The sequence below is a fragment of the Picosynechococcus sp. PCC 7003 genome (assembly GCF_001693255.1).
GTDB lineage: Bacteria > Cyanobacteriota > Cyanobacteriia > Cyanobacteriales > MRBY01 > MRBY01.
This window is the reverse complement of sequence record NZ_CP016474.1, coordinates 492,114-517,416: the sequence shown is the minus strand read 5'-3', so window position 1 is coordinate 517,416 and position 25,303 is coordinate 492,114. Positions and strand designations below refer to the sequence as shown.

The following is a 25,303-nucleotide window of genomic DNA, read 5'->3' as shown; positions in this document are numbered from 1 at the left end:
TCTCCCAAGGCGATCGCCCTAGTCGTACCACGTTTTTTTCTTCCGTAAACCCATTTCCATAGGCAAATTTTTTGTGTCTGCTCTGTCTTCCCAAGCCAATTCCAGGGTCTCTAATCCCAACGCTATCCCAGCACCGCGCCTAGAGCGGGCTAAATCTACCTATCGCTGGAACCGTGGGAACTACTCCAAAAATCGGCGACGGTTCGACATTTGGGTGTTCGTGCTCACCCTGATCTTTAAACTGATCCGTAACGGCAAGAAATGGACCTATGCCGGTGGTTTTACCGAAGAAAAACTCGCCGCCCGGCAAAAAATCCAAGCCCAGTGGATCAAAGATAGCCTCCTCGAATTGGGGCCTACTTTCATTAAAGTTGGTCAACTCTTTTCCACCCGCGCCGATCTGTTTCCTGAAGCATACGTCCACGAACTGTCTAAGCTCCAGGATCGCGTACCAGCCTTTTCCTACGAACAAACCAAGCAAATTATCGAAGCAGACCTCGGCAAACCGATTAATGTCCTGTTTCGCAGCTTCGACCCAGTGCCCCTCGCGGCGGCGAGCCTCGGCCAAGTCCACAAAGCCCAACTCCACAGCGGTGAAGAAGTGGTGGTCAAAGTCCAGCGGCCGGGCCTGAAACAGCTTTTTACCATTGATTTAGCAATCCTCAAAAAAATTGCCTGGTATTTCCAAAACCACCCCCGTTGGGGCAAAAACCGCGACTGGCTTGGGATTTATGCCGAATGTTGTCGTATCCTTTGGCAGGAGGTGGATTATCTCCAGGAAGGGCGCAGTGCCGATACTTTCCGGCGTAATTTCCGGGGAATAGACTGGGTGAAAGTGCCGAAGGTCTACTGGCGTTATGCCTCGCCACGGGTGTTGACCTTAGAATATGTGCCGGGCATTAAAATTAGCCATTACGAAGCCCTGGAAGCGGCGGGCCTAGAGCGCAAAAAATTGGCCAAACTCAGCGCCCGGGCCTATCTGCAACAATTGTTGAATGATGGTTTCTTCCATGCCGATCCCCACCCCGGTAATCTGGCGGTGAGTCCCGATGGGTCGCTCATTTTCTATGATTTTGGGATGATGGGGGAAATCAAGGCCAATGTCAAAGCTGGCCTCATGGAAACGATGCTGGGGATTACGGAAAAGAATGCCGATCGGGTAATGAACTCCCTGGTTACCCTAGGGGCCTTGGAAGCAACTGGAGACCTGGCACCGGTACGCCGTTCGATCCAATTCATGTTGGATAATTTTATGGACAAGCCCTTTGAGGCCCAATCGATTACGGCGATTAGTGATGACCTTTACGAAATTGCCTACGACCAGCCCTTCCGGTTTCCGGCAACCTTTACCTTTGTGATGCGTGCTTTTTCTACCTTAGAAGGGGTTGGCAAAGGTCTTGATCCAGAGTTTAACTTTATGGCGGTGGCCCAACCCTTCGCCCTCCAGGTTATGAGTGAAAATTTACCCAGTGGCAGCAACATTATTGACCAGTTAGGACGCCAGGCGGCGCAACTGAGCACCTCCACCTTTGGTCTACCACGGCGCATTGAAGACACCATCGACAAACTAGACCGGGGAGATATTCGCATCCGGGTGCGGGCCCAGGAGTCTGACCGACTGCTCCGCAAATTGGGGGGAATGCAACTGGCGACGAATTATACGTTGATTTTTTGTGCGCTGATTTTGTCTGCTACGCTGTTATTTGTGAATGGCTCATTCATTCCGACGGCTGTAGTGGGGGCGATCGCCTTGGTGCCTGGTTGGGCATTATGGCGTCTCCTTAAAAAACTAGATCGCTACGACCGCAAATTTTAGCTAAATTTAGATAAGTTCTAATCTAGTACGCTACTTTTCCAGCTCTTTTCCCGAAACCATGCTTATGAAATGTCGCTTTACGGGGCAAACTGATCCCGGGTTGGTGCGCTCCGCTAACCAAGACTCCTACTATTGTGATCCCGACGGGCGATTTTTCATCGTTGCCGATGGCATGGGAGGACACGCCGGGGGAGAAGAGGCTAGCCGAATTGCCGTAGAAACCATCCAGAAATATTTAGACGTCAACTGGGAAAGTCCAGAAAGCTCGGAGGCGCTCCTAGAAACGGCCCTCACCAAAGCCAATGAAGCGATCCTCGCGGACCAACTCGACAATCCAGCCCGTCAAGACATGGGCACCACGGCGGTGATAGTGCTATTTCGGGGTGATCATGCTTGGCGCGCCCATGTGGGAGATTCTCGCCTCTATAGTTTCCGGGGAGATACTCTCATTCAAGTGACCGGAGACCATACCTGGGTCTCCCAGGCGGTGCAGTCGGGGGATATTACGGCAGAACAGGCGAAGGTGCATCCCTGGCGTCATGTCCTTTCCCAATGTTTGGGTCGTAAGGACTTGAGTTTAATTGACCTAGCCCCTTTAGACATTAACGGTGGCGATCGCCTGTTGTTGTGTAGCGATGGACTGACCGAAGAAGTAGACGATTCAGAGATTCAATTTATTCTGAGCGCGAATGATGACCTCGACCAGGCAGCAGCGGCTTTAATTGAAACGGCTAAAGATAATGGTGGTTCCGATAATGTAACCGTGGTGTTGGTGCAGGTTGAAGCCGACTAGCCCAAATTTTCCTCGGCCCATAATCTATAACTCACAACAATCGGTAAGTAACACCGAGGGTATAGCGTTCGCCGGGAGCGAGGGTGATACTCTCGGCGGCAGCATTGGCCGTTTCAACACAGAGAAATTGTTGATAGGCGTCCGGAGAAAGATCACCCATGGTTGCAGTTTTCTCCATGCCAGGATTCCAGACGATGGTCGTGGTACTGTTTCGGCTACAAACCTCAATTTTGCGCTCAAGACTAGGATCGTCAATGAACAGCTTCGGGGCGGTATTTTGATAAATGCGGTCTACTTCCCCCTGAATAGTGACTTCGCCAATTTGTGATTTTTGTTGGGCGCTGTCTACTTTATCAATGTAATCAAGGCCCGCCAGACCCAGCACTTTCACTTGCTGAATATCGCCTACGGTGAAATAGGTATGGAGAGCTTGGGTAATGGTCATCGGTCGCTGGTCGCGGTTATGGCTTGTCAGTTCGAGGTCGAGGGTTTCGCCCACGGTGATGGCGATCGCCACTTCGAATGCATAATTCCAAATTTTGCGGGTCGCTTCGTCGTCCTGCAAACTTAAAGCAACGCGGGTTGCGCCGTTCTCCAGGGTTTCAGTGTTTCGAACAGTCCAGAGGCGATCGCGCCCAAAACCATGGTTGGCTCGTCCTAATCTGGCGGGATCTGCCCCAAACCAAGGCCAACAGATGGGAATCCCCCCCCGAATCGCTTTGCCCAATTGATAGGTACTGCGATCGCTTAAAAATAAGAGATCGGCCTGGGCTTTTTTGGGTTGAAAAGACAACACTTGCCCTCCATAGAGGGAAATTTCTGCCGTGGCGAACGCATTGTTAATCTTGATCACGGGAAAACCCGGTTGGCGATCGCCAAAAGATAACTGAGGCGGAATACTATTGTCTCGATTTAACTGATTAGAATCCATAATTTATGCTAGCTTGGTGTGAAAAATTTTGCTTCATTGTATCCGAGACAATTTTTATCTGGTTTCGTATTACGATTGAAATTTGAGATTTATAGAAATATGCCTTTAGTTCGATATATTAATAAAATTTTGTAGTTTTAAATTTTAAAATCTATGCTGGGGTTAAGATTTCTCCCCCAAAAAATTTCCCCATGGCACAATTCCCTCCGAGCAATGAATTTTCTACTTCCCATTTTGTTGTCGGAATTGGTGCCTCTGCTGGTGGCCTACAGGCCCTAGAAGCTTTCTTCGCAAATCTACCACCCAATCCTGGGGCGGCCTTTGTGGTGCTGCAGCATTTATCTCCAAATTTTCGGAGCATGATGGTTGAATTGCTCCAGCGTCGGACTGCTTTGCAAGTTTCTGCCATTGAAGCTCAGACTGTCCTCAGCCTTAACCAAGTTTATGTGCTCCCCGTTGGCTTTATGGTGAGCTTACAGGGCCAGCATCTCATCCTCGAACCCAACCTCAACCATCACTCTAACTACCCCATTGATCATTTTTTCCTCAGTCTGGCCCAGGAAAGAGGCGATCGCACCATCGGTATTTTGCTATCTGGTACAGGCCGCGATGGCACCGAGGGCTTAAAAGCGATTAGTCGCGCCGGGGGGGTGGCTCTGGTGCAATCCGAAGAAACGGCTCAGTTTGGTGCGATGCCCACGAGTCCCCTGAGTTCAGGGCTAATTGATGAAATTTTGTCTCCGGCGGATCTGGCCCTGGCGGTGTGCGACATTATTCGGTACACCTCTTCCCAAGCCCTCCAGAGCAACGATAATCTGAACAACAATTCGATTCTTTCACCGCAACAACTGACACAAATTTTAGATATTCTGCGGACCTATGAAGATATTGATTTTTGCCGCTATAAACCCGGTACTTTGCAACGGCGCATCGTCCATCGTCTTCTGCTCTCCCATGCCAACAGCGTCGAACAATACATTCGCTATTTGCAGACAACGCCAGGAGAAGTCAAGAATCTCCGCCAGGATCTGCTGATTGGTTCGACACGTTTTTTCCGGGATCCAGAGGTGTGGGAGTTACTCAAAACAGAGGTTTTACCGACCCTGATCAATGGCTTGGAACCAGATCAACCGCTGCGTATCTGGGTAGCTGCTTGTTCTACGGGGGAGGAAGCCTATTCCATGGCGATCGCCGTTCATGAAGTGATGAAGACGATGCAGCACTTCTGTCCCGTAAAATTATTTGCCACCGACATCGACCAAGAAGCTCTGATTATTGCGTCCCATGGCCACTACAGCCAAAACATCTGTAACGAAGTGAGTGCCGAATACTTAGAGGAATACTTCATCCAGGATGGTGACGGTTATACAATTAAAAAATTTATTCGATCCCAGGTCATTTTTGCGTCCCATGACCTGACCCGCAATCCAGGTTTTTCTCAAATGCACCTGGTCAGCTGTCGGAATATGCTGATTTATCTGCAACCGTCCCTCCAGGAACAAGTGCTTAAACTGTTGCATTTTTCCTTGACTCCCCAGGGGATTTTATTGCTTGGCCCGTCCGAAAATTTAGGGAGCCTCGACTATACCTTTCAAGTTATCAATTCCATCTGGAAAATCTACCAAAAACGTCAGGATATCAACCTCCCCATCAGCCCTTTGATTCAGCCCTCGGTGGTGCAATCTATTGCCATTCCCCGCTCTAGCAAAAGTAATCAATCCCAATATGACCGCTGTTTGAGTTCTGTTTTTAAGCTCCGTTTTGGGACCCTCTCGACGACCTGTGTCCTAATCGATCAAAACTACCAAGCCCTCCATATTTTTCTCAATACGGCCCATCTTTTGGAATTTCCCCTGGGGGAAATCAATGTCAATATTTTAGATATCGTTCTCCCTTCTTTAAGACTGCCCCTCAGCACTGCCCTCTACCGAGCCAAACGTAGCCAAGAACCTGTTTTGTACAACAATATCCAGGTGCAAGAACTAGAAGGTTACATCGTTGACCTGTGGGTAGGTTTTACGGAAGATTCCAGCATCAACAAAATGCTGATCGTGCTGTTGGAGTTGGTGAGTACCACGGAGCAAATCTCCCAAAAGGCGATCGCCGGCGCAGAATACAATCCCAGCATTGACCTGTCCCAACGGGTGCGAGAATTAGAATTCGAACTACAGCAGACGCGCGAAAATCTCCAAGCCACCATCGAAAAACTCGAAACCGCCAACGAAGAACAACAGGCCACCAACGAAGAAGCCCTCGCCGCCAACGAAGAACTCCAAAGCACCAATGAAGAGCTTCAATCCGTTAACGAAGAACTCTACACCGTCAATACAGAAAACCAAGAACGCATCAAGCAACTCACAGAATTAAGTGCAGATATTGATAACCTTTTGCGGAGTACGAATATCGGCGTTATTTTCCTAGATAAAGACCTTAATATCCGTAAATTCACCCCCGCTGCCATAGAGGTTTTCAACTTTCGGAATACTGATGTGGGTCGTCCCCTATCGGAGCTGGTCAACCACTTAAATATTGATAACTTGATGGCCCTCATTGAACAGGTGGCGACCCAAGACACGACTAAAGATATAGAGGTCGTCAATCAAAAAAATGATGACCAACTTTTGCTAAGAATTTTGCCCTATCGCCGAGAAGACAATAGTGTCGACGGCGTTGTATTGACATTGATTGTGATCAACCAACTCAAGCAAACAGAACAGGCCCTCCTCTTAGCCAAGGAAAAGGCAGAACAGGCTGTCCGGGCCAAGAGTGCTTTTTTAGCGACCATGAGTCACGAGATTCGCACCCCCATTAATGGGGTACTGGGGATGTTGCAAGTTCTAGAGTCTAGCGTGCTCACAGAAGAACAACGGGCGGAACTACGCATTGCCCAATCCAGCGCTAACATGCTGTTGAACGTGATCAACGATATTTTAGACTATTCAAAAATTGAGGCAGGCAAACTCATCATCGATAGCCGAGAGTTTAACCTCTATGAAATGTTTGAGGCCTTAGTAAAACCCCTAGCCCTAGAGGCCGAGCAAAAGAACCTGCAACTGATTTTGGATCTCACGGGTCTGCAAACGCCCTGGATCAAGGGAGACGCCATTAGACTCCAGCAAATTTTCATCAATTTACTCAATAATGCCATCAAGTTCACCCAGCAGGGCGAGATTACCATTTCAGCGACGCTACAGCCCCAGGGGGAAGCATTGTTGCTGACGGGATCAGTCAGTGATCAAGGCATTGGCATTGCGCCGGAACAAATTAGGACATTGTTTACGGAGTTTACCCAGGCCGATGGTGGTACGACGCGGGAATACGGCGGTACGGGTTTAGGTCTGACCATTAGCAAAAAATTATGTGGCTTGATGGGAGGAACAATTCAGGTAGAAAGTGAGCTAAATCGGGGGAGTCACTTTACCTTTACAGCGTTGGTGCAACCCAGTGAACGGGCACCTCAGTCTCGGCAGTTACCGGGGCAGACTAATATTCTTTTGATCAGTGGTCATGCGAGTCATCAACAAGTACTCCGGGAGCAATTGACCCAGTGGGGGGCGGCGGTGGTTGTGGCACCGGATGGGGCGATCGCCTTAGAACGATGGGCCACGTCTCTCGAGTTAGAACCGCAATCTACTGCACCTCCTTTTGATTTCATCGTTATGGATGAGTTTCTGCCGGATATGGCAGGACAGACTTTGATTCAGAGGCTACAACAGGATCCGCGCCACGAAGGAATAGTATATTTGGTTGCGACGGCCATTGATCGCATTGAGGCCCAGGCCCATTTACGACAACTCCCAGCAACCCGGTGCCTCACGAAACCGATTAGCCCTTTGGAATTATGGGCGGCATTGACGGGAGTAGAGACGCCAGAGACAGGAACTGGCAGCACCAGCACAATCAGCACAGCACCGGGGGCAGTTGATGATTTTAGGACTACGGCAACCACGTTAGGCGATCGCCATTTACTCCTGGTCGAAGACAACCGTATGAATCAAATCGTTGTCCACGAGATTGCCGCTCTCTATGATCTGGAGTTTCAGATAGTTTCTAGTGGGATAGAGTGTTTAGACTATTTGAGAAATACCGCTCCCGCCAATCCCGTTGAGCTAATCCTGATGGATTGCATGATGCCCGGCATGGATGGGTATGAGGCAACCCAAAGAATTCGCGCTGGGGAAGCGGGCCGCCAATACCAGGCCGTTCCCATTGTTGCCATTACAGCCAATGCCATGGAAAGTGATCGCCAAGCCTGCCTTGATGCAGGGATGAACGACTGTTTAATCAAGCCCCTAGATATCCAGAAATTTATTGAAATGCTCCGCAAGTGGCTAGGCTAAGATAAACAGCGAATGACTTTTCTTTCCTCAAACCATTTATGCTATGTTGCCTCCGCATTGAAAATTTTGCGTTGATTGATCACCTAGAACTCGATTTACAGGCGGGGCTGATGGTTTTGACCGGCGAAACGGGAGCCGGAAAATCGATTATCCTCGATGCCCTGGATCTTGCCCTGGGGGGAAAAGCAACGGCGCGGTTAATTCGGGCAAAAAATGATCAAGGGGATGCCACCGGAGAACGGGCTTTTATTGAGGCGACATTTAACCTCACTCCCAGCGCCAAGCAATGGTTACGGAGTCAAGACATTGATCTGCTAGAGGATGAAACGGTGGTCTGCAGTCGGGAGTTGAGCCTAACCCGCACTGGTTTGCGATCGCGCAGTCGTGTTAACGGGATTATTCTCAACCAGGGTTTGATGGCAGAACTGAGGGCGCAACTGGTGGAAATTACCGCCCAGGGCCAAACGGTCGAACTCTTGATTCCTGAACGGCAACGGATTCTATTAGATAGCTACGGTGGCTCCCAGGTGCAACAGCAGCGGCAGCTTGTGACTTCTGCCTATCAAATTTATCTCAAAGCAAAGCAATTGCTCGAAAGTCGGCGCACTTCAGAGCAAGAACGACTACAACGGCTAGATTTATTGCAATATCAACTCCAGGAGCTTTGTGACGCCCATTTAGAGGATCATGAGGAGCTAGAAGCATTGCAACAGGAAGGCGATCGCCTCTCCCATGTAGTGGAATTACAACAGCTCAGTTACCAGGCGCACCAGATTTTGTACCAAAATGACGACCCCGAAACCCCAGCGGTGGCCGATCTTTTGGGGGATGCCGAGAACGTGCTCAAAGAAATGGCGGACTATGACGCGCAGTTGACGGGCATTCTGGAGATGGTGCGCAATGCCCTCACAGAAGTCGTCGAAGCAGGCCACCAAATCAGTACCTATGGCAACAACCTCGAAGCCGATCCAGAACAATTAGCTGACATTGCCGAACGGATTCGCGTGCTGAAGCAAATTTGCCGCAAGTATGGCCCGACCCTCACCGAGGCGATCGCCTACCGGGACAAACTCCAGGGGGAGCTAGATGTCCTCACCGCGACGGATCAATCCATTGAAGCCCTAGAACAAGACTGTGGATTGAAATACCAAGCCCTAGAAGATCAGTGCTACACATTGACCCAATTGCGCCAAAAAGCGGCCCAAAAATTAGAAAAACGACTTGTTAAAGAACTTAAGCCCCTGGCCATGGAAAAGGTGAGTTTTGAATGTCGCCTCACTCCCATTTCGCCTACCGCCACCGGGGCCGATCAAGTCACATTTTATTTCAGCCCAAATCCTGGGGAAGTGGCCCAACCCCTGGCCGAAATTGCCTCCGGTGGGGAAATGAGCCGCTTTCTGCTCGCCCTAAAAGCCTGTTTCACCCAGCAGCAGACGACGCCGAAAACGTTGGTGTTTGATGAAATTGATGCGGGGGTTTCGGGAAAAGTGGCCCAGGCGATCGCCACCAAGCTCCATCACCTCAGCCAGTATCATCAGGTGCTTTGCGTCACCCACCAACCCTTAATCGCCGCCATGGCCGATGGACATTTCCGCGTCACAAAGCAGGTGCAAGCCCAGACAAAAAATCGCACAGGCGATCGCACCCTTGTCACCGTAGAATCCCTACAGCACCACCACAACCGCCGGGACGAATTAGCCCAGTTAACCGGTGGTCACGCCGCAGACGATGCCATTTCCTTTGCCGAATCCCTCTTAGCCCAGGCCCAAACCCTCAAGGAAGGCTTGATAAAAACCACTAAAGCCTAGCCCAAATGGATTTGCACCACATTGACCAAGTGTTGCGTCCAATATTCCGCAAGATACTGTTCCTCGGCCTCAACCATCACCCGAATGACAGGCTCTGTCCCCGAAGCCCGCACTAGCACCCGTCCTTTATCGCCCATGGCGGTTTCGGCTTTATCAATTTCCGCTTGGAGCACATCACAGTTCTGCCAATTTAAACGGCGATCGCGATCTTCGACCCGCACATTTTTGAGCAGTTGAGGATAGGTCTGGAAACTCTGGTCAATCAATTCACTGAGGGGAACGCCCGCTTCCTGCACAAGGGCCGCTAAGTGGAGCGCTGTTTGGATGCCATCCCCAGAAACGCTGTGGTGGTGGCACAGGATATGGCCCGACTGTTCACCACCGAGCATTGCGCCTGTCTGCCACATTGCCGCTTGGACGTGTTGATCTCCCACAGGAGTACGGAGGAGTTGACCACCTAATTTTTCCCAGGCCCGCTCAAAGCCGAGGTTCGCCATGACCGTACCGACGATCAAATTTTCCGGCAGTTCACCCGCGGCCTGGAGTTGCTTACCCCAGAGATAGAGAGTGTAGTCCCCATCAACAATGCGGCCTGTGTTATCTACAGCAATTACGCGATCTGCGTCCCCATCAAAGGCAAAGCCGAGATCCGCGTTGTGGAATTGCACAGCGGCTTGGAGGTGATCGATGTGAGTAGAACCGCAGTTAACATTAATCTTGTTTCCATCCGGTTGGTGGTGTAGGGCGATTACGTCTGCACCGAGGGCTTGGAAGAGTTCAGGGGCCAAATGCACAGAAGCACCCCAGGCCAAATCGAGTACCACCTTGAGACCATCGAGGGATAAACCTTGGGGCAGCGTCGCGAAAACGGCATCCCGGTATTGCTGGGTCAGTTCTTTTTGGTGTTGGTAAGAGCCACAGTTATTGGTTTGCAACAAAATATTCTCTGGGCGATCGCCCCGCAGACCCGCTTCAATCTTGGCACTGAGATCCTTGAGGAGTTTTGTCCCAGCGTCACTAAAAAACTTAATGCCATTATCTTCGGGGGGATTGTGGCTGGCGGAAATCATAATTCCCCCAATGGCGTCTGTGCTGCGGGCGAGGTGAGAAACACAGGGGGTCGGACAAAGGCCCACATGCCAGACTTCTAACCCAGAAGCAGTTAAACCAGCGGCGATCGCCATCGCTAACATATCACTGGAGTTGCGAGAATCTTGCCCAATGATCACGGGGGCACGCCGGGCGGCAGTTTCCTGGAGCACTTGTCCAGCCCAGTAGCCAACTTGGAGCGCAAAGGGAGCCGTAAGCAGATCGCCTGCTTTACCCCGAATCCCGTCAGTCCCAAATAATGAACCTGCGGGCAAATCACACCGTAGGGCTTGGGGCGGATAGTTCGCCAACATACGACTCAGGGGATGTCCTTCCTCTGGCATGATCATCATGGGTTTTTATCCTCACAACATACAGACACAACGATATCAGTGATTATTCGTCCTGACCACTTTGGGGCGCTTTCTATCAGGGATTAGTATCAATGGTGTCTGATTCAAAAACTTGTGATGAGGCTTTCATTTATGCATCGGGCAAATCTGGCTCTGGAGTAAACTCTGGATCAGTTTCAGGCAAATTTACTGTGGCGTAAATCTCCGCTAGGGGAATTTCCAAGTCCAAAGATTGCAGCTTGAGGATTGCGTCTCGGCCCTGATAACTTTCTAAAATCCAGAGCTTCCCTTCGCTACGCCGAAAGCAGTCTACCGAGTAATGAGTTGTACTGACTAAAATGTATTCTTGCAAGCTGGAGATCGTGCGGTAAAACTTAAACTTATCGCCCCGGTCAAAGCCTTCTGTCGATTCGGAGAGAATCTCAATGATTAACCGTGGGTGATCCATCGCATAGGCTGTCAAGTCGTCGATTTCTGGATTGCAGCTCACGAGCAAATCAGGGTAAAAAAAGCGCCGTCCCCCCTGAACTCGCACTTTCATATCACTGCTATAGGGTTGGCAACTAGAACCCCGGAGTTTAAGGCTGAGAGCAACCAAAAGGTTAGTGTTGATTTTGTTGTGGACATTGCTCGCACCGGCCATCGCATAGATTTCTCCATCGATGTACTCATGTTTGATCTCGCTATGTTTTTCAAACTCTAAATATTTTTCGGGACTGAGGTACTGATCTGAGGTGAGGGCGACCATGATTGAATTTGAAAGATGTAACTTACTCTTCCATTGTGCCAAGAATCTATTGCTCTGCCCCTCGAAGCCCAGCGAGAAAACATCTGTAAAAGGCGATCGCCCCAGTACATTTCGTTGGCTGCAATACTTTAGCAAAGGGGAAAAGTAGGGTTAAATGAGATGGGAATTTTTCCTCTTCTCGTTTTTTCAACAAGTAAAACTTAACGCAAATTCTATGGTTGCCCTCACCCCGAACCCCAGTTACAGTGTCACGATCCAGCTACGCATTCCCAACCGGGCGGGCACTTTGGCCAATGTGACCCAGGCGATCGCCAATGTGGGGGGCAGCCTCGGCAATATTGAATTGGTAGAACGGGATCTGAAGTTTTTAATCCGCAACATCACCGTGGATGCCTCCAGTGAAAAGCACGCTGGGGACATCGTTGAAGCGGTGAAAGCGGTGCCAGAGATTGAAATCCTGAAGGTTTTAGACCGCACCTTTGCGATCCACCAGGGGGGCAAGATCACCGTTGAAAGCCGTATTCCCCTGACGGTGCAGTCGGATCTGGCCATGGCCTATACGCCGGGGGTGGGTCGTGTGTGTAAGGCGATCGCCGAAAAACCGGAACAGGTCTATGACTTGACCGTGAAAAGCAATATGGTGGCGATCGTCACCGATGGCAGCGCTGTTTTGGGGTTGGGAAATTTGGGGCCAGAGGCAGCAATGCCCGTAATGGAAGGGAAAGCAATGCTCTTTAAGGAGTTTGCTGGGGTGAATGCGTTTCCCATCTGCCTCGCGACCCAGGATGTTGATGAAATTGTCCGCACGGTGAAATATCTCGCCCCGGTATTTGGCGGCGTGAATTTAGAAGATATTGCCGCGCCCCGCTGTTTTGAAATTGAACAACGGCTGAAGGCAGAAACCGATATTCCCATCTTCCACGATGATCAGCACGGCACAGCGATCGTTTCCCTGGCGGCGCTGTTTAATGCTCTGAAGTTAGTTAAAAAAGATCTCCAAGCCGTGAAGATTGTGATCAATGGGGCGGGGGCTGCGGGGGTGGCGATCGCCAAATTGCTCCGCCAAGCGGGGGCAACGGATATTTGGATGTGTGACTCTAAGGGGATTATTTCCAGCCAGCGGGAAAATCTCACCCCCGAAAAACAGGAATTTGCCGTTGCCGCTGCTGGCACCCTCGCCGATGCGATGAAAAACGCGGATATTTTCCTTGGGGTGAGTGCGCCCGGTGTGGTGACCCCTGACATGGTGGTTTCTATGGCGAAAGACCCAATCGTCTTTGCGATGGCCAACCCGATCCCAGAAATTCAACCAGAACTGATCATGGATAAAGTCGCGGTGGTGGCCACTGGCCGGAGCGATTACCCGAACCAGATCAATAATGTCCTCGCCTTTCCGGGGGTATTCCGGGGCGCCCTCGATTGTCGTGCCTCCAGCATCACCACCAATATGTGCCTCCAAGCAGCCCAGGCGATCGCCTCTTTGGTCAGTCCTGCCCAACTAGATCGAGAACATATTATTCCCTCAGTTTTCGATCAACGGGTCGCTGCCGCCGTTTCCGCCGCTGTGGGTCAAGCTGCCCGCCAAGATGGTGTCGCCCGCCGCTAACAGAATTCTCCCTTCAGGGGAGAATTCTGGGGCAGAGGAGGTTAGCTTCTGAGGGTTACCGCAAACTGTTTGACCAGGGCATCCCGCACCTTTTGGTGCACTGGATCAATCTCTTCGTCCGTTAGGGTTTTATCCGTGGCCCGATATTGCAGGCTAAAAGCCAAACTGCGCTGACCTTCAGGGGCGTGCTCACCGCGATATTCATCAAAGAGTTCCACCCCAGCTAACAGTTTTTTCGCTGTTTTTTGCATGGCCTGCTCTAGGTCGGCCACGGACGTTTCGAGGGGCGCAAAGAAAGCCAAGTCACGGGTGACTGCGGGGTAAGTGGAAAAGGCTTTGAAAATAGGCACCTGTTGGGACGGACGACTCAGTACCGTTTGTAGCAGCTCGAGTTTAAGTTCAAATACATACACCGCATCGATCAAATCTTTTTCCTGGCGTAGTTGGGGGTGCAGTTGTCCGAAAATCCCCAGTTGACGCCCCTGAAGCCAGAGAGAAGCTGTCCGTCCAGGATGCAATTTTTCGTTGCTCGTATCCGCCCGATAGCTGACCTCTAAGCCCAGTTGTCGAAAGGCTGCATCGAGGAATCCCTTGGCTTCATACCAAGACATCGGCTGACCTTTACCACCGACGGCCCAGCTACCATCGGGATTGAGATTGCCCCCCAGAATTCCCGCTAGATAATCGACTTCAGCATAGTTTTCGTTGTCGTCTAGCCAAAAAACGCGGCCCAGTTCAAAGGCGTTGAGGGCGCCATTGCCTTGAGATTGGTTGTAAGCAAAGGCTTCAATTAACCCTGTGAGCAGTTCTTTTCGGAGGGCAGAATATTCCACAAACAGAGGATTGCTAAGTTTAATGTCAGCAAGTTCTGGCTTAACCAGGGAGTAATGAACCACTTCGGTCAGGCCAATCGCCCGGAAGCTGCTCCGCAATTGACGATTGACTTTTTCGGCGGGGGACAAGAAACCAGCGGCGGATTGACTCGGCAAAGTATCACAAAAATTGTCATAGCCATAGAGGCGGGCTACTTCTTCGATGAGATCAATTTCGCGCTCTAAATCGCGATAACGGTAGGGGGGCACAGCCACTTCCCAGACCCCTTCCCCTGTGGATTCGAGGGTACAACCGAGGTCAGCTAAAATGCGTTCCACATCGGCGAGGGGCACGTCAAAAATTTGGCCGTTCTTGTGGACATGACCGAGGACTTCGTGGAGTCGTTGTAAACGCAGCGGGATTTTGGGTCGGGCGTTGGAATCGGGCCGGGTGTCAGTGAGGCCACGCTGCACCACAGTCCCCCCGGTGAGTTCTTGGAGGAGGGCGATCGCCCGTTGGGCCGCCCGGTCTAATTCCACTTGGTTGACACCCCGTTCATAGCGAGTCGAAGATTCACTCCGCAGACCCACGGCCCGGGAAGACCGCCGAATAGTAACTGGTTCAAAGAGAGCTGCTTCTAAAACAATGTTCTGGGTGCCACTATGCACTTCGGTACTTTCACCCCCCATTACCCCAGCTAAAGCGACAGGGACATCATTGGCGGTGATCACCAAATTTTTCTCAACTAACTTGCGCTCTTGACCATCAAGGGTCGTCAAAACTTCTCCTGTTTTTGCAAACCGCACCCCAAGGGCAACGGTTTCAGATCCCGCCACCTGGATGAGGCGTTCCCGGTCAAAGGCATGGAGGGGCTGCCCCCATTCAAGGAGCACATAGTTGGTGATATCAACAACATTATTAATCGGGCGAGTGCCAGCCGCTTGGAGCCGGAATTTTAGCCAATCGGGGGAGGGGGCCGTCTTCACACCTTCGATTACCGTACCGAGATAAGCCGGACAGGCGACAGGATCAGCCACGGTGATGGTCAATGTCTCTGGGGCGGCACCCATGGCCGGAATTTCTGGGAGTTTGACATCTACCCCAGTGAGGGCCGCTACTTCCCGCGCCACCCCGACCATGCTCAGGGCATCGGCACGGTTTGCGGTGGCGGTTAAATCTAAAACCACATCATCTAAACCCAGGAGGGGGCGCACATCCATCCCCGGTTTTAGGTCTGATTGTTTAAAAATGTGAATGCCTTCAGAGTCTTTTTCTAAGCCCAATTCGGAGAGGGAGCAGATCATCCCGGAGGATTTGACGCCCCGGAGTTTGGTGGGTTTTAGTTTGAGGTCAATGGTGGGTAAATAGGTGCCTAGGGTGGCGACGGGCACAAAGATATCGGCCCGGACATTTTTTGCCCCACAGACAATGGTTGAAAGTTCGTCTGCACCAATATCGACTTGACAGACACTGAGTTTGTCGGCGTCGGGATGGGGTTCACGGCTTACAACTTTACCGACAACGACACCATCGGCTAGGCGGCGGCGATCTTCGATTTCTTCTACTTCAAACCCAGCAATGGTTAGGGTTTTGGCCAATTCTTCTGGCGACAGGGTGATCTCAACAAACTCTTTTAACCAATTCAGGGAAATCCGCATTGACTTTTTGGGGCATTACACTAGTTTCAAGGAGTTTATTTTAAACGTTTCCCTCCCTTTACCGGGGAAAATATTAGGGGCGATCGCCATGGACGATCCATTAACATGTGATCCTTGCGATCCAGACAAAAAGACCCAAGACCTGAGCCCAAACGCGCCCTTTTGGGGAATGCTAAGGGCACCCCCAGCAAGCCCCAAGACGATATCCTAGTACGTTAAGGTGGTGGGATATGATGGAGCTTGAGGTGAACACACCATTACAGGTCATCCCCGTTGGTGCGTCAGATCACAACGCCATGCTTGCTCACGGTAACAAAATAGGCGACCGCAACTTTCCTTGGCGATCGCCTCTCCCATTAAGGTGACTCTGGATGAGCTACTGTATCAATCCCAAATGTTCCAACCCCAAAAATCCCCTCAAGGCCCGAGTCTGCGGAACCTGTGGCAGTAGCCTAATCCTGCGTCAACGCTATAAGTCCCTCAAGAGTCTAGGCCATGGTGGTTTTGGCGCCACCTTCCTCGCGGTAGATCTGAACCTCCCCGGCAAACCATCCTGCGTGATCAAGCAACTACGTCTTGCGAGCAATGTGCCCCACCTGTTCCAGATGGCCCGCGAACTTTTTGAACGAGAGGCCGAGACCCTCGGTCGCATCGGTAATCATCCTCAAGTGCCCCGCCTCCTGGATTACTTTGAAGACAACAATCATTTTTACCTTGTCCAGGAATATGTCAAAGGCAATAACCTGCAACAGGAAGTGAAAAAAAATGGGCCCTTTAGCGAAGCCGGCGCGCGGCAGTTCCTCAGTGAAGTTTTGCCGGTTATCCAATATATTCACTCCCAACAAGTCATCCACCGGGATATCAAGCCCGCAAACCTTATTCGCCGCGACCAAGATAAAAAATTAGTCTTGATCGATTTTGGTGCGGTGAAAAATCAAATTAACGTCGAGGCGATCGCCTCAACATCAGAACAAACGGCCCTCACCTCCTTCGCCGTTGGCACCCCAGGCTACGCTCCCCCAGAGCAAATGGCTATGCGCCCCGTCTATGCCAGTGACATTTATGCGGTGGGGATCACCTGTCTTTATCTGCTCACCGGGAAACCCCCCAAGGAACTCGACTACGACTCAAAAACGGGGGAACTGCTGTGGGAGTCCTACGTCAATATCAGCAATAGCCTCGCTAGCGTTCTCCACAAAATGCTAGAGAGTTCCGTTAAACATCGCTATCAATCTGCCCAGGATGTGCTCGATGCCCTCGACATGGAACCCTACATGGAAAGCTTGGCCCAGGGCATGGCGGATTTGAGTGGTGCAGACTCCTTTACGGGCACCACAGGGGGACAAGTCTCCCCCACCGCCTTAACAGATGACGAGGATGAACTAACGGGGGGGCCTTCAACCCTGGCCAATTCTCGGTTAGCCATGGCCATCCGCGCCAGACGTGATCGCCAAAAAAAACCCTATGGCACTCCTTCCCAGACAAACACCTATCACTCCTCTGCCTCTGCCCAACGGATTAATCGATTGGCCGCAGGACGTAACAAACCCCGTTCGACCATGGGCAAAACCATGCGGGTCGAGCCGAACAAAGCCAATATGGCCAATCCGATGGAGACTAAGTTAACGGCCCAGGATATGTTGAGTGCCTATGGCCAAGGTCGCCGGAATTTTGCGCAATTACGACTGCCGGGTCTCAGCCTACCGCGTATGAATTTATCCGGGTGTATTTTCCACCAAGCCCAAATGATTCAAGCTAATTTTCAGGGGGCAAATCTCAGCCGGGCTGATTTTGGTAAAGCTAACTTACGCCAAGCGAATCTCCGGTCTGCCAATCTCGAACAGGCTTACCTGAGCTATACCAACCTTAGTCAAGCCGATCTGCGGGGGGCCAACCTAGAACAGGCCTATTTAAACTATGCTCTGCTAGACGGAGCTAACCTCTGTGGTGCGAATCTGCGCAATGCCAAAATCACAGAACAACAGCTCAAAAAAGCCAAAACGAACTGGGCTACCATCATGCCGAATGGGAAGCGGGGCCTATTTTAGGGAAAATTATTGACTCGTTTGGTAATTCCCTAGACTTCCTTGCGCCAGGCGGCAATATTCCACGTGTTCATATCCCAGGGCGTAAGGGTGACCCCAGTGAGGCGATCGCCAATCCCGGCGGTTTCTGCCCGGTGAATGAGGGGAATGACCGCAATCTCTTGAATCAGTAAATCATTCAGGCGAATCAAAGAAGCTTGCCGCTGTGCTGGATCGAGGGCTTGGGTGGTCGCGGCCCAAAGTTCGTCATAATCGGGGTTGCAATAACGGGCATAGTTATCCCCCGTCCAGTTGTTCGCCTGGGTCGGAATTTCAGCGCAGGTGTAGCGTTTGAAATAGGGTAAAGGATCGGGATTGGTATTACCCGTCGTAAACATCTGCAAATCTGCCGTAAAGCGTTCCGTGGTATCCACATTGGCCGGATCGCCGGAAAAGTAAATACTGGCGTCAATGCTTTTTAGTTCAACGGCCATCCCAATTTCGGCCAAATTTTGTTTAATAATTGCTTGGGTTTTCTGACGGAGCGGATTCACAGACGTCTGGAAGAGCAACCGCATTTCTACGCCATCTTTATCACGGGTACCATCTGCATTGGTATCGACCCAGCCCGCTTCGTCTAGGAGTGCCTTGGCCTGTTCTGGGTTGAAGCTATAGCTGGTATTAGGTGAGACCAACTCAGGGGGATTCACCACAAAATTACTGGTGGGTTTCCCGGTGACACCATACAGCTCTTGGGCAATGGTCTCGCGGTCAATGGCCGTGGCGATCGCCTCCCGCACCCGTCGATCCGTTAAGAAAGGATGGGGAAAGGCCAAACTCGACCGTTCGCCGCTGGGTGTTTCCTGATTTGGGTCGGTGAAGTTTAAGACCAGCCGTTCACTTAAAGACCCAAAGTTGGCTAAAACTTGCCCCTGTCCCCCCGCACTCAGTTCCGTCAAAACCTTAGTTTCCACCTGGAGATTGTAGGCGAAATCTGCTTCCCCCGTTTGGAGGACAGCCCGCGCCGCAGCGGTGGCATCCCCACCCCCTTTCAGCTCCAGTCGCTCAAAGCCTAATTGCTCGACATCTCGATAATGGGGGTTCTTTTCGTAAACCACCACATCCCCCGGTTTGAATTCCACCACCCGGTATGGCCCCGTGCCTACAGGCAACAGATTGGCCGGAGCAGTTCGTGCCTGTTCCCCCTGGTAATCCACAAATTTATGACGGGGTAAAATCATTCCTTCAGCCCCAACAAAAACCCCAAACCAAGCAGGGGTCACATCCTTAAAAGTAACCTTAACCGTCGTCTCGTCAATGGCTTCTACGGTTTCTACCCCCTGAAAGACCCCCGCATTGGTTGCCCCCGCCGCTGGGTTCGTAATGAACTCGTAGGTGAAAACTACATCCGCCGCCGTAAACGGCTCACCATCAGACCAGCGCAAATCCGGTTTAAGTTTCCAGGTCACGGATCGCCCATCGGCACTGAGACCCCCATTTTCGAGGCTGGGAATTTCTGCCGCCAACACAGGTACTAACTCGCTATCGGGATCAAACGTTGCGAGGGGTTCGAGGGTAATTCGGCTGGCTTCCCAGTCCTTAAAACCCGTAGAAAGATGGGGATTTAAAATGGTCGGCCCTTGCCAGTACAGCAGTCGGAGCAACGTCGGTTCGCTGGAATTCGGCGGCGCCATGTTATTCGCCGTACCACAACCCACAAGGAGAAGACAGGCGACGGAACAGGTACGGGTCAAAAAATGTTTCGCGATGGGCATGGTAACGGGTGGTAAGCGACAAGCAATGGAGAATGGAAACAAGTCTTAGGGGGCGATGATGGGATTTTCGAGCTCGCCAATCCCTTCGATGGTGATCAAAAGGCGATCACCAATGCGAACCGGGTGAACTCCGGCGGGAGTCCCCGTCAAAATCACGTCGCCGGGCAAAAGGGTCATAATTTCGGAGATGTAGCTCACCAATTTGGCAACGGAAAAAACCATATCCTGGACAGAGGCGGCCTGGGCGGGGTCTGGTTGTTCAGGGAGTTCTTCCCCCAGGGGAGTCACATAGGTACGCAATTTGGCATCAGGACTAATCTCGCGCACAATCCAAGGGCCGAGGGGACAGAACGTATCAAATCCCTTTGCCCGCGTCCACTGGGTGTCCTGTCGTTGGAGATCCCGCGCTGTCACATCATTGGCAATGGTATAGCCCCAGATTTTCTGATGGGCCTCTTCTTCAGAACAATGGTGGGTGCGATCGCCAATCACGAGGGCCAATTCCCCCTCGAACTCCAACTGTTGACATTGGGCCGGATACACAATGCCCTGTTGGTGGGCCACAATCGCACTGGGAGGCTTCAAAAATAACAACGGTTCTGAGGGGATCGGTTGCTGGAGTTCTGCCGCATGGGCAGCATAATTATGGCCCACCGCAACAATTTTTGACGGGGCACAGGGGGCTAATAATTGGTACTTATCCGGCGCCAGACATTCCCCCGTCGGGTGTCCCCCCAGCCAAGCTGGCGCATCGATCACCTGCACTTCACGGTTGAGCTTTAGTAATCCGTATAAGACTTGCCCCTGGGGAGTTTGAACCCGAACATATCGTTGCGCCATAAATGAATTTTGATCAACTAAACACAGAACAAAGCTCCACCTCAAGGTTGCGATCGCCAATCGATGACAGACTCTAAGACCCAAGTCATGATCCGTTTTTTCATCAGTTTGAGATCCAGACAACACTCCCTAAAACGGGGCAAGGTGTAGTAGAATTTTATATCCTTGCTTCTCGAATCGTAAAAGAAATCCAGAATTTCCACACATCGAGCGGCCTTATTGTCCAGAAGGATTTATATCAAACAGTAATGAGCAACAACTACGAAATGATGTACATCCTGCGCCCCGACCTCAGCGAAGAGCAGGTGCAGGAAGTCTCTAGCAAATACAAAACCATGCTTCAAGAATCTGGGGCAAGCGATCTTCAGGTTCAAGTACGGGGCAAGCGCCACCTCGCTTACCCGATCCAGAACTTCAATGATGGGATCTATATCCAGGTGAACTACAAAGCCGATGGCAGCCAAATCAAAGCCATTGAGCGGGATATGCGCTTAGGGGAAATGGTCATTCGCTATCTCACCATGAAGCTGGATGCAGAACCCGTTGCTCTCGAAGCCGATGCACCTCCCTCCGAGCCAGCGGCTCCCGGTGCCTAAAACTGCAGCACGTGACGAAAATCAAACCAATAACCAATACCAGTAATGAGTAGAGATGGGAGCTTCAAGCGTGACCCATCTTTTTTTGTGGCGTGAATAAAGGTGAAATTGGTTCCGTATTCGATCGGGAAAATATTTGCGAAAAGTACATGATTTTTTATGAAATCCGCATATTTTAACGGCAAAGGGTTGAAATCCCCGCCCCTTGGGGCGTAATGCTCTATAATCGTATCGTTGACACGGCAACGGATAGCGAAAACCAAGCTAGACACATACAAAGTATTTTTTGTGACCGTGATTTTTGTCCTCGGGAACCGGGGAGTCCGCCTATCGCCAGAATATAAGACTCGCTATTCCTCGGAATAGAAAGCAGTTCTTTGGGTAGGAAGCCCCGCTGCTTGCGGCGGGGTAGTTCACTGAACTGCGTCGAAGCCTAAAGGGGCATAGCGAAGCTGTTGCCAAGGGGTAAAAAAATGGCAAAAACCTCTTCCCCGGACGCCCGACGTCGAATCGCCAATTTGCCGCCCAACTGTTGAAAAAGATTTTTTGTCACATCTAAATTCAGGCTCAAGCTACCCGTTTCTGGTTGGAAGATGAGCAACTGACCAATCGCTTTTTCAAGGCATTTTTGACCCAGACCGTGGGACTGGACTTCTAACTTGAGTTGGTTGCCGGCGGTGCTGACTTGGATTTGTACCTCTGCCCCTGTGGGTAAGCGCCGCGTTAGGGTCTCAATTAACCCTGACAACATTTGGTCAAGCATTGCTGGATCGCTCACCACTTGGGGAAGGTATTGTGGCAAGGTGACTTCTAGATTGACATTGCGCCGTTGGGCTTGTTTTTGCCAACGGGGTGTTCCCTCCTGGAAAATCTGCTCCAGGGAAATGGGTACTAATTGTAGGGTTTGCTTGGGGTGATGTGAGGAGGTTTCTAATTCGGCGGCCCGAAAAATAAGTTCCATGCGCCGGATCTGCTCATTGCACTCCTGCTCAATGGTTTCGATGCGTTTGACGATATCCTGGGTCAGTTGTGTTTTCTTTTTTAACAACAACTTTGTCATGGTGCGGATCGTTGTCAGAGGCGTGCGAATTTCATGGGTGAGGGCTTGTAATAATTCCAATTCTGGTTGGACTTGGGTGGGTGGCTCGGGAGCATGGTGGGGTTCCGGAGACAGTGGGGGATCTGCCTGGGGCAAATTCACCGTTAGCGATCGCATCATTAACTGGCTAAACCGGGAGACAAGGCGATAGTCCGGGACAACCTCGGCGAAGCGGGGCCAAAGTTGGGCGAGGGCTTGGAATTGGAACGGTTGCGTGAGGGCCATGCGCCACTGCAAAATTTGCCAAATGGCGGCGATCGCCTCTGTTTCAAACGAAAAAAGTAATCCCTGGGGAGACAGGGTCATCGCAAAATTGAACTGTTCCGTCAAAATTAAGCAAAATTGTTCCTGGGCCAGGGGATCATTGGGCAGAATTGGAAACTCAACGATTTGATTATTGTGGTGTCGGAGACCTTGGTGGGAACCAGCCCCTGGTAACTGTAGATGACCTAGGGCGATGTCTTGGAGATTTTTTGGCGTCAAAACATAGTGATGGTGGTGGCGAGTAATTTGGGGTGCATCAAACACCGGGCTAGGGCTCGATAAAATGACACCACGGGTTTCGCCCCCGGAGCGTGATAGTAAATCCGTCAAAGCGGCGATCGCCGCGCGCCACTGCCCAGTTTGTCCAGAAGAAAAAGTAGACGGAAAAATAGGATTAAAGTCCTGGAGAATTCCGGCCACCGTTTGCTGAATATTGAGTTCTTCTAGTTTCTTGAAATCCACCACAGTATTGCTCTCTTCTGACCCTAGGTTATATTGATACTAAAAGGATTTTTTCCGAAATAGAAGCCGTACAACCGAACATCATTGAGTGGGGTTTTACCTGCTATTTCTTCTCCCTAGGCCATCAACTCCAGATTCCTTCTCCGGCTAATATGGATTTTTCAACCAATGAATTTCTATAACCTTTATCGCTGGATTCTCCTCGGCATCACCCTCTACAACCTTGGGAATGTCCTGCTAACAGCTCTAGAGTATCGCCAGTATTACGAAAAACTGCCCCTAAAGTTGCGCCATTATTTACAGCAAAAAACTGTCCGCATTCTTGGGGAAAAGATGAATACCTATAAAAAAGAATTGTGGGTAAATTTTGGCCTATTACTCCTGCTAATTAGTTTAAATGGTATTTCCTTTATTATTTGAGCTGCAACCGATTAATAATCACTATCGGCGACACAGATGCCCTTACATTTAATGCCATTGGTTGCGGTGCGTTTGCAATGGGGACACAGCACCTTTTCTGATGTCGTTTTGGTTTCCTGGGTCGGTGCTGGTTGGGTCTTTTGGTTCTCAGTCATAGATGCTTAGGACAACTCAGTTTGGCAGGACAATGGGTAAATCCAGTGCGCCCTTATTAATCCTAAAGAAAAACAAAAGATTGTTGCAATGGCAGATACCCGAAATGGAACCAGCCAAAACACTTGCTATGATTACCTGTAATTAATTTGCTTAGAAAGCCCATAACGAGATTTGAACTCGTGACCTCTCCCTTACCAAGGGAGTGCTCTACCCCTGAGCCATATGGGCAATGTGGTGGGCCGAGCTGGATTCGAACCAGCGTAGACATAGTCAGCGGATTTACAGTCCGCCCCCATTAACCACTCGGGCACCGACCCACGTTTTTTGTTTTCACAGTTATCAATCCTAGCATAAAAATAAAATATTGCAAGGCGATCGCCAAATTTTTCTGTTAGCCTCCCAACCCAGCGCTTACCGATCAGAAAAACGGCTTGGTAAACCCGGTTCGCGGGGGGCATAATCGCTCTCATCATAAATTTCACCCACCAGCTCTTCGAGTAAATCTTCTAGGGTGACAAGGCCCACTGTGCCCCCATACTCATCAACGACAATGGCAATGTGGAGACGTTGTTGGAGCATTTCTTTGAGGAGATCAGCCACTCGCTTCGTTTCAGGGATATAAACGGGCGTATCCATCACAGAACGGACAATGGCTGGGGTCTGGGGAGATTCTGGACAATGGAGACCCTTGAGGGCTTGCTTCAGGTTAACGATGCCGATGATGTTGTCCTTGGATTGTTCTTGGACGGGAATGCGGGTGTAGCCGGTTTCGAGGCAAAGGTTAACCAACTCCTGGAGGGTGGCATCGTGGGCGATGGTTTGCATATCGATGCGCGGCTTGACGACATCTTTAACCATCATGTCATCGAGGAGGAGGGCGTTACCCATGATGCGGCGACGTTGCAGATCCAGCTTGCCTTTCCCCCCCAGGATTTCGATCATCAGTTGCAGTTCACTGAGCGTTTCGCTGGTGGGAGAATTTTTATTCTGACGGCCTTCAAAGATCTTGATCGTTTTTTCGGTAATGGTTTCAAAGATATAAATGATCCCCAAAGAAGACAGAATGCGCGACAACCAATAAATGGGGGGGACGACAAAGGTAAAGGCCGAACGCACATTGAGGATGGCTAAAGACTTGGGGGTAATCTCTGCAAAAATGAGAACGACAATGGTGACGACCGCCGTCGCAATGCCGATCCCGGCGTTCCCTAACCAGATTGCAAAGAGGTTACTGGTAAGAATTGCGGAGAAGTTATTGACAAGGTTGTTTCCCAGTAGCAGGGTTGTGATAAAGCGCGTCCGGTTTTTGAGGACAATCCGAAAAATCCCCTGGGGATCTCCTTGGCGTTTAATCAGTCCTTCGAGCTTGAGGTTGTCAAAGGCGGTAATGGCGGTCTCGGAACCAGAGAAAAAGGCAGATAGGCCAATCATGACCACCAAAACAGCGAGATCCAGCCAGACTTCCCCCAGCAGGGGACTTGGTTTGCTAGATTCAGCGGCGGCGATCGCAAACAGAAAATTCAAAGTGTGTCGTAGGAGCTAGAGGTGACTGGATTAGTTTAGAACGAATAGGCGGTTGTGAGACCCCAGATCACCAGGGCGGCGATCGCCCCTAAAACTAAAACAGCAGAAACAGCGACGACAATGGGTTTATCTGCGCCGTCAAATTTCATAATGCCACGGTTGAGATCAGACATAGTCAGTACAGCGGC

At 50.7% G+C, this 25,303-nt stretch carries 18 protein-coding genes and 2 tRNA genes; 8 read left to right on the top strand and 12 right to left on the bottom strand.

What is annotated here, in order from left to right; genetic code table 11:
* Nucleotides 1-73 precede the first annotated feature (73 nt).
* Together AWQ21_RS02390 and AWQ21_RS02385 are read left to right on the top strand one after the other, a co-directional pair.
* Complete coding sequence (locus AWQ21_RS02390) at nucleotides 74-1,816, top strand: AarF/ABC1/UbiB kinase family protein (RefSeq protein ID WP_065713159.1); 1,743 nt, start codon at nucleotides 74-76, stop codon at nucleotides 1,814-1,816.
* 64 nt (nucleotides 1,817-1,880) lie between these two features.
* On the top strand, nucleotides 1,881-2,609 hold the full coding sequence (locus AWQ21_RS02385) for a Stp1/IreP family PP2C-type Ser/Thr phosphatase (RefSeq protein ID WP_065713158.1): 729 nt from the start codon (nucleotides 1,881-1,883) through the stop codon (nucleotides 2,607-2,609).
* Between the two features lie 31 nt (nucleotides 2,610-2,640).
* On the opposite strand, the gene AWQ21_RS02380 is transcribed toward AWQ21_RS02385, so the two are convergent.
* Nucleotides 2,641-3,540: a D-hexose-6-phosphate mutarotase gene (locus AWQ21_RS02380; RefSeq protein WP_065713157.1), complete on the bottom strand. Its 900-nt coding sequence runs from the start codon at nucleotides 3,538-3,540 to the stop codon at nucleotides 2,641-2,643.
* 191 nt (nucleotides 3,541-3,731) lie between these two features.
* Here AWQ21_RS02380 and AWQ21_RS02375 point away from each other — a divergent pair, with 191 nt between their 5' ends.
* Together AWQ21_RS02375 and recN are read left to right on the top strand one after the other, a co-directional pair.
* On the top strand, nucleotides 3,732-7,880 hold the full coding sequence (locus AWQ21_RS02375; RefSeq protein ID WP_065713156.1) for a CheR family methyltransferase: 4,149 nt from the start codon (nucleotides 3,732-3,734) through the stop codon (nucleotides 7,878-7,880).
* Nucleotides 7,881-7,918: 38 nt separating this feature from the next.
* Nucleotides 7,919-9,688 (top strand): DNA repair protein RecN, encoded by a 1,770-nt coding sequence (gene recN / locus AWQ21_RS02370; RefSeq protein WP_065713155.1) that lies wholly within the window; start codon nucleotides 7,919-7,921, stop codon nucleotides 9,686-9,688.
* Here recN and glmM read toward each other — a convergent pair.
* Nucleotides 9,685-11,091, bottom strand: a complete 1,407-nt coding sequence (gene glmM, locus AWQ21_RS02365) for a phosphoglucosamine mutase (protein ID WP_232315111.1) — start codon at nucleotides 11,089-11,091, stop codon at nucleotides 9,685-9,687. The genes recN and glmM overlap by 4 nt on opposite strands.
* Before the next feature lie 169 nt (nucleotides 11,092-11,260).
* A complete protein-coding gene (locus AWQ21_RS02360; RefSeq protein ID WP_065713153.1) occupies nucleotides 11,261-11,878 on the bottom strand; it encodes a Uma2 family endonuclease in 618 nt (205 codons plus the stop codon).
* A gap of 214 nt (nucleotides 11,879-12,092) precedes the next feature.
* Between AWQ21_RS02360 and AWQ21_RS02355 the strand changes: the two genes are divergently transcribed.
* Entirely contained in the window at nucleotides 12,093-13,484 is a 1,392-nt protein-coding gene (locus AWQ21_RS02355; protein ID WP_065713152.1) for an NAD-dependent malic enzyme, read from the top strand.
* 41 nt (nucleotides 13,485-13,525) lie between these two features.
* On the opposite strand, the gene pheT is transcribed toward AWQ21_RS02355, so the two are convergent.
* Entirely contained in the window at nucleotides 13,526-15,955 is a 2,430-nt protein-coding gene (gene pheT, locus AWQ21_RS02350) for a phenylalanine--tRNA ligase subunit beta (protein ID WP_065713151.1), read from the bottom strand.
* Nucleotides 15,956-16,326: 371 nt separating this feature from the next.
* Between pheT and AWQ21_RS02345 the strand changes: the two genes are divergently transcribed.
* Nucleotides 16,327-18,003, top strand: coding sequence for a serine/threonine-protein kinase (locus AWQ21_RS02345; RefSeq protein ID WP_065713150.1), 1,677 nt, complete (start codon nucleotides 16,327-16,329; stop codon nucleotides 18,001-18,003).
* Between the two features lie 29 nt (nucleotides 18,004-18,032).
* Here AWQ21_RS02345 and AWQ21_RS02340 read toward each other — a convergent pair whose 3' ends face one another.
* On the bottom strand, nucleotides 18,033-19,754 hold the full coding sequence (locus AWQ21_RS02340) for a peptide ABC transporter substrate-binding protein (RefSeq protein ID WP_065713149.1): 1,722 nt from the start codon (nucleotides 19,752-19,754) through the stop codon (nucleotides 18,033-18,035).
* 45 nt (nucleotides 19,755-19,799) lie between these two features.
* Complete coding sequence (locus AWQ21_RS02335) at nucleotides 19,800-20,594, bottom strand: fumarylacetoacetate hydrolase family protein (protein ID WP_065713148.1); 795 nt, start codon at nucleotides 20,592-20,594, stop codon at nucleotides 19,800-19,802.
* Between the two features lie 248 nt (nucleotides 20,595-20,842).
* On the opposite strand from AWQ21_RS02335, the gene rpsF reads away from it, so the two are divergent.
* Nucleotides 20,843-21,190, top strand: a complete 348-nt coding sequence (gene rpsF / locus AWQ21_RS02330; protein WP_065713147.1) for a 30S ribosomal protein S6 — start codon at nucleotides 20,843-20,845, stop codon at nucleotides 21,188-21,190.
* A gap of 433 nt (nucleotides 21,191-21,623) precedes the next feature.
* On the opposite strand, the gene AWQ21_RS02320 is transcribed toward rpsF, so the two are convergent.
* Nucleotides 21,624-23,018, bottom strand: coding sequence for a sensor histidine kinase KdpD (locus tag AWQ21_RS02320; RefSeq protein WP_065713145.1), 1,395 nt, complete (start codon nucleotides 23,016-23,018; stop codon nucleotides 21,624-21,626).
* Nucleotides 23,019-23,183: 165 nt separating this feature from the next.
* On the opposite strand from AWQ21_RS02320, the gene AWQ21_RS02315 reads away from it, so the two are divergent.
* The gene (locus AWQ21_RS02315) at nucleotides 23,184-23,435 is read left to right on the top strand and encodes a hypothetical protein (protein WP_065713144.1); all 252 of its coding nucleotides are present in this window, start codon (nucleotides 23,184-23,186) and stop codon (nucleotides 23,433-23,435) included.
* Nucleotides 23,436-23,446: 11 nt separating this feature from the next.
* Here AWQ21_RS02315 and AWQ21_RS16360 read toward each other — a convergent pair whose 3' ends face one another.
* The 5 genes from AWQ21_RS16360 to AWQ21_RS16355 form a co-directional block, all read right to left on the bottom strand.
* A complete protein-coding gene (locus tag AWQ21_RS16360; RefSeq protein ID WP_198159683.1) occupies nucleotides 23,447-23,590 on the bottom strand; it encodes a hypothetical protein in 144 nt (47 codons plus the stop codon).
* 157 nt (nucleotides 23,591-23,747) lie between these two features.
* A tRNA-Thr gene (locus AWQ21_RS02310) sits at nucleotides 23,748-23,819 on the bottom strand.
* A 4-nt stretch (nucleotides 23,820-23,823) separates the two neighbouring features.
* A tRNA-Tyr gene (locus tag AWQ21_RS02305) sits at nucleotides 23,824-23,908 on the bottom strand.
* Nucleotides 23,909-24,002: 94 nt separating this feature from the next.
* The gene (locus AWQ21_RS02300; RefSeq protein WP_065713143.1) at nucleotides 24,003-25,115 is read right to left on the bottom strand and encodes a hemolysin family protein; all 1,113 of its coding nucleotides are present in this window, start codon (nucleotides 25,113-25,115) and stop codon (nucleotides 24,003-24,005) included.
* 35 nt (nucleotides 25,116-25,150) lie between these two features.
* Nucleotides 25,151-25,288 (bottom strand): hypothetical protein, encoded by a 138-nt coding sequence (locus tag AWQ21_RS16355; RefSeq protein ID WP_012306071.1) that lies wholly within the window; start codon nucleotides 25,286-25,288, stop codon nucleotides 25,151-25,153.
* Nucleotides 25,289-25,303 lie beyond the last annotated feature (15 nt).

Excerpts from the sequence above, each read along its gene's own strand:
- AWQ21_RS02385 (WP_065713158.1), top strand. The coding sequence starts at position 1,881 with ATGAAATGTCGCTTTACGGGGCAAACTGATCCCGGGTTGGTGCGCTCC.
- AWQ21_RS02380 (WP_065713157.1), bottom strand. The coding sequence starts at position 3,540 with ATGGATTCTAATCAGTTAAATCGAGACAATAGTATTCCGCCTCAGTTA.
- AWQ21_RS02375 (WP_065713156.1), top strand. The coding sequence starts at position 3,732 with ATGGCACAATTCCCTCCGAGCAATGAATTTTCTACTTCCCATTTTGTT.
- recN (WP_065713155.1), top strand. The coding sequence starts at position 7,919 with ATGCTATGTTGCCTCCGCATTGAAAATTTTGCGTTGATTGATCACCTA.
- glmM (WP_232315111.1), bottom strand. The coding sequence starts at position 11,091 with ATGTTGGCGAACTATCCGCCCCAAGCCCTACGGTGTGATTTGCCCGCA.
- AWQ21_RS02360 (WP_065713153.1), bottom strand. The coding sequence starts at position 11,878 with ATGGTCGCCCTCACCTCAGATCAGTACCTCAGTCCCGAAAAATATTTA.
- AWQ21_RS02355 (WP_065713152.1), top strand. The coding sequence starts at position 12,093 with ATGGTTGCCCTCACCCCGAACCCCAGTTACAGTGTCACGATCCAGCTA.
- pheT (WP_065713151.1), bottom strand. The coding sequence starts at position 15,955 with ATGCGGATTTCCCTGAATTGGTTAAAAGAGTTTGTTGAGATCACCCTG.
- AWQ21_RS02345 (WP_065713150.1), top strand. The coding sequence starts at position 16,327 with ATGAGCTACTGTATCAATCCCAAATGTTCCAACCCCAAAAATCCCCTC.
- AWQ21_RS02340 (WP_065713149.1), bottom strand. The coding sequence starts at position 19,754 with ATGCCCATCGCGAAACATTTTTTGACCCGTACCTGTTCCGTCGCCTGT.
- AWQ21_RS02335 (WP_065713148.1), bottom strand. The coding sequence starts at position 20,594 with ATGGCGCAACGATATGTTCGGGTTCAAACTCCCCAGGGGCAAGTCTTA.
- rpsF (WP_065713147.1), top strand. The coding sequence starts at position 20,843 with ATGAGCAACAACTACGAAATGATGTACATCCTGCGCCCCGACCTCAGC.
- AWQ21_RS02315 (WP_065713144.1), top strand. The coding sequence starts at position 23,184 with ATGAATTTCTATAACCTTTATCGCTGGATTCTCCTCGGCATCACCCTC.
- AWQ21_RS16360 (WP_198159683.1), bottom strand. The coding sequence starts at position 23,590 with ATGACTGAGAACCAAAAGACCCAACCAGCACCGACCCAGGAAACCAAA.
- AWQ21_RS16355 (WP_012306071.1), bottom strand. The coding sequence starts at position 25,288 with ATGTCTGATCTCAACCGTGGCATTATGAAATTTGACGGCGCAGATAAA.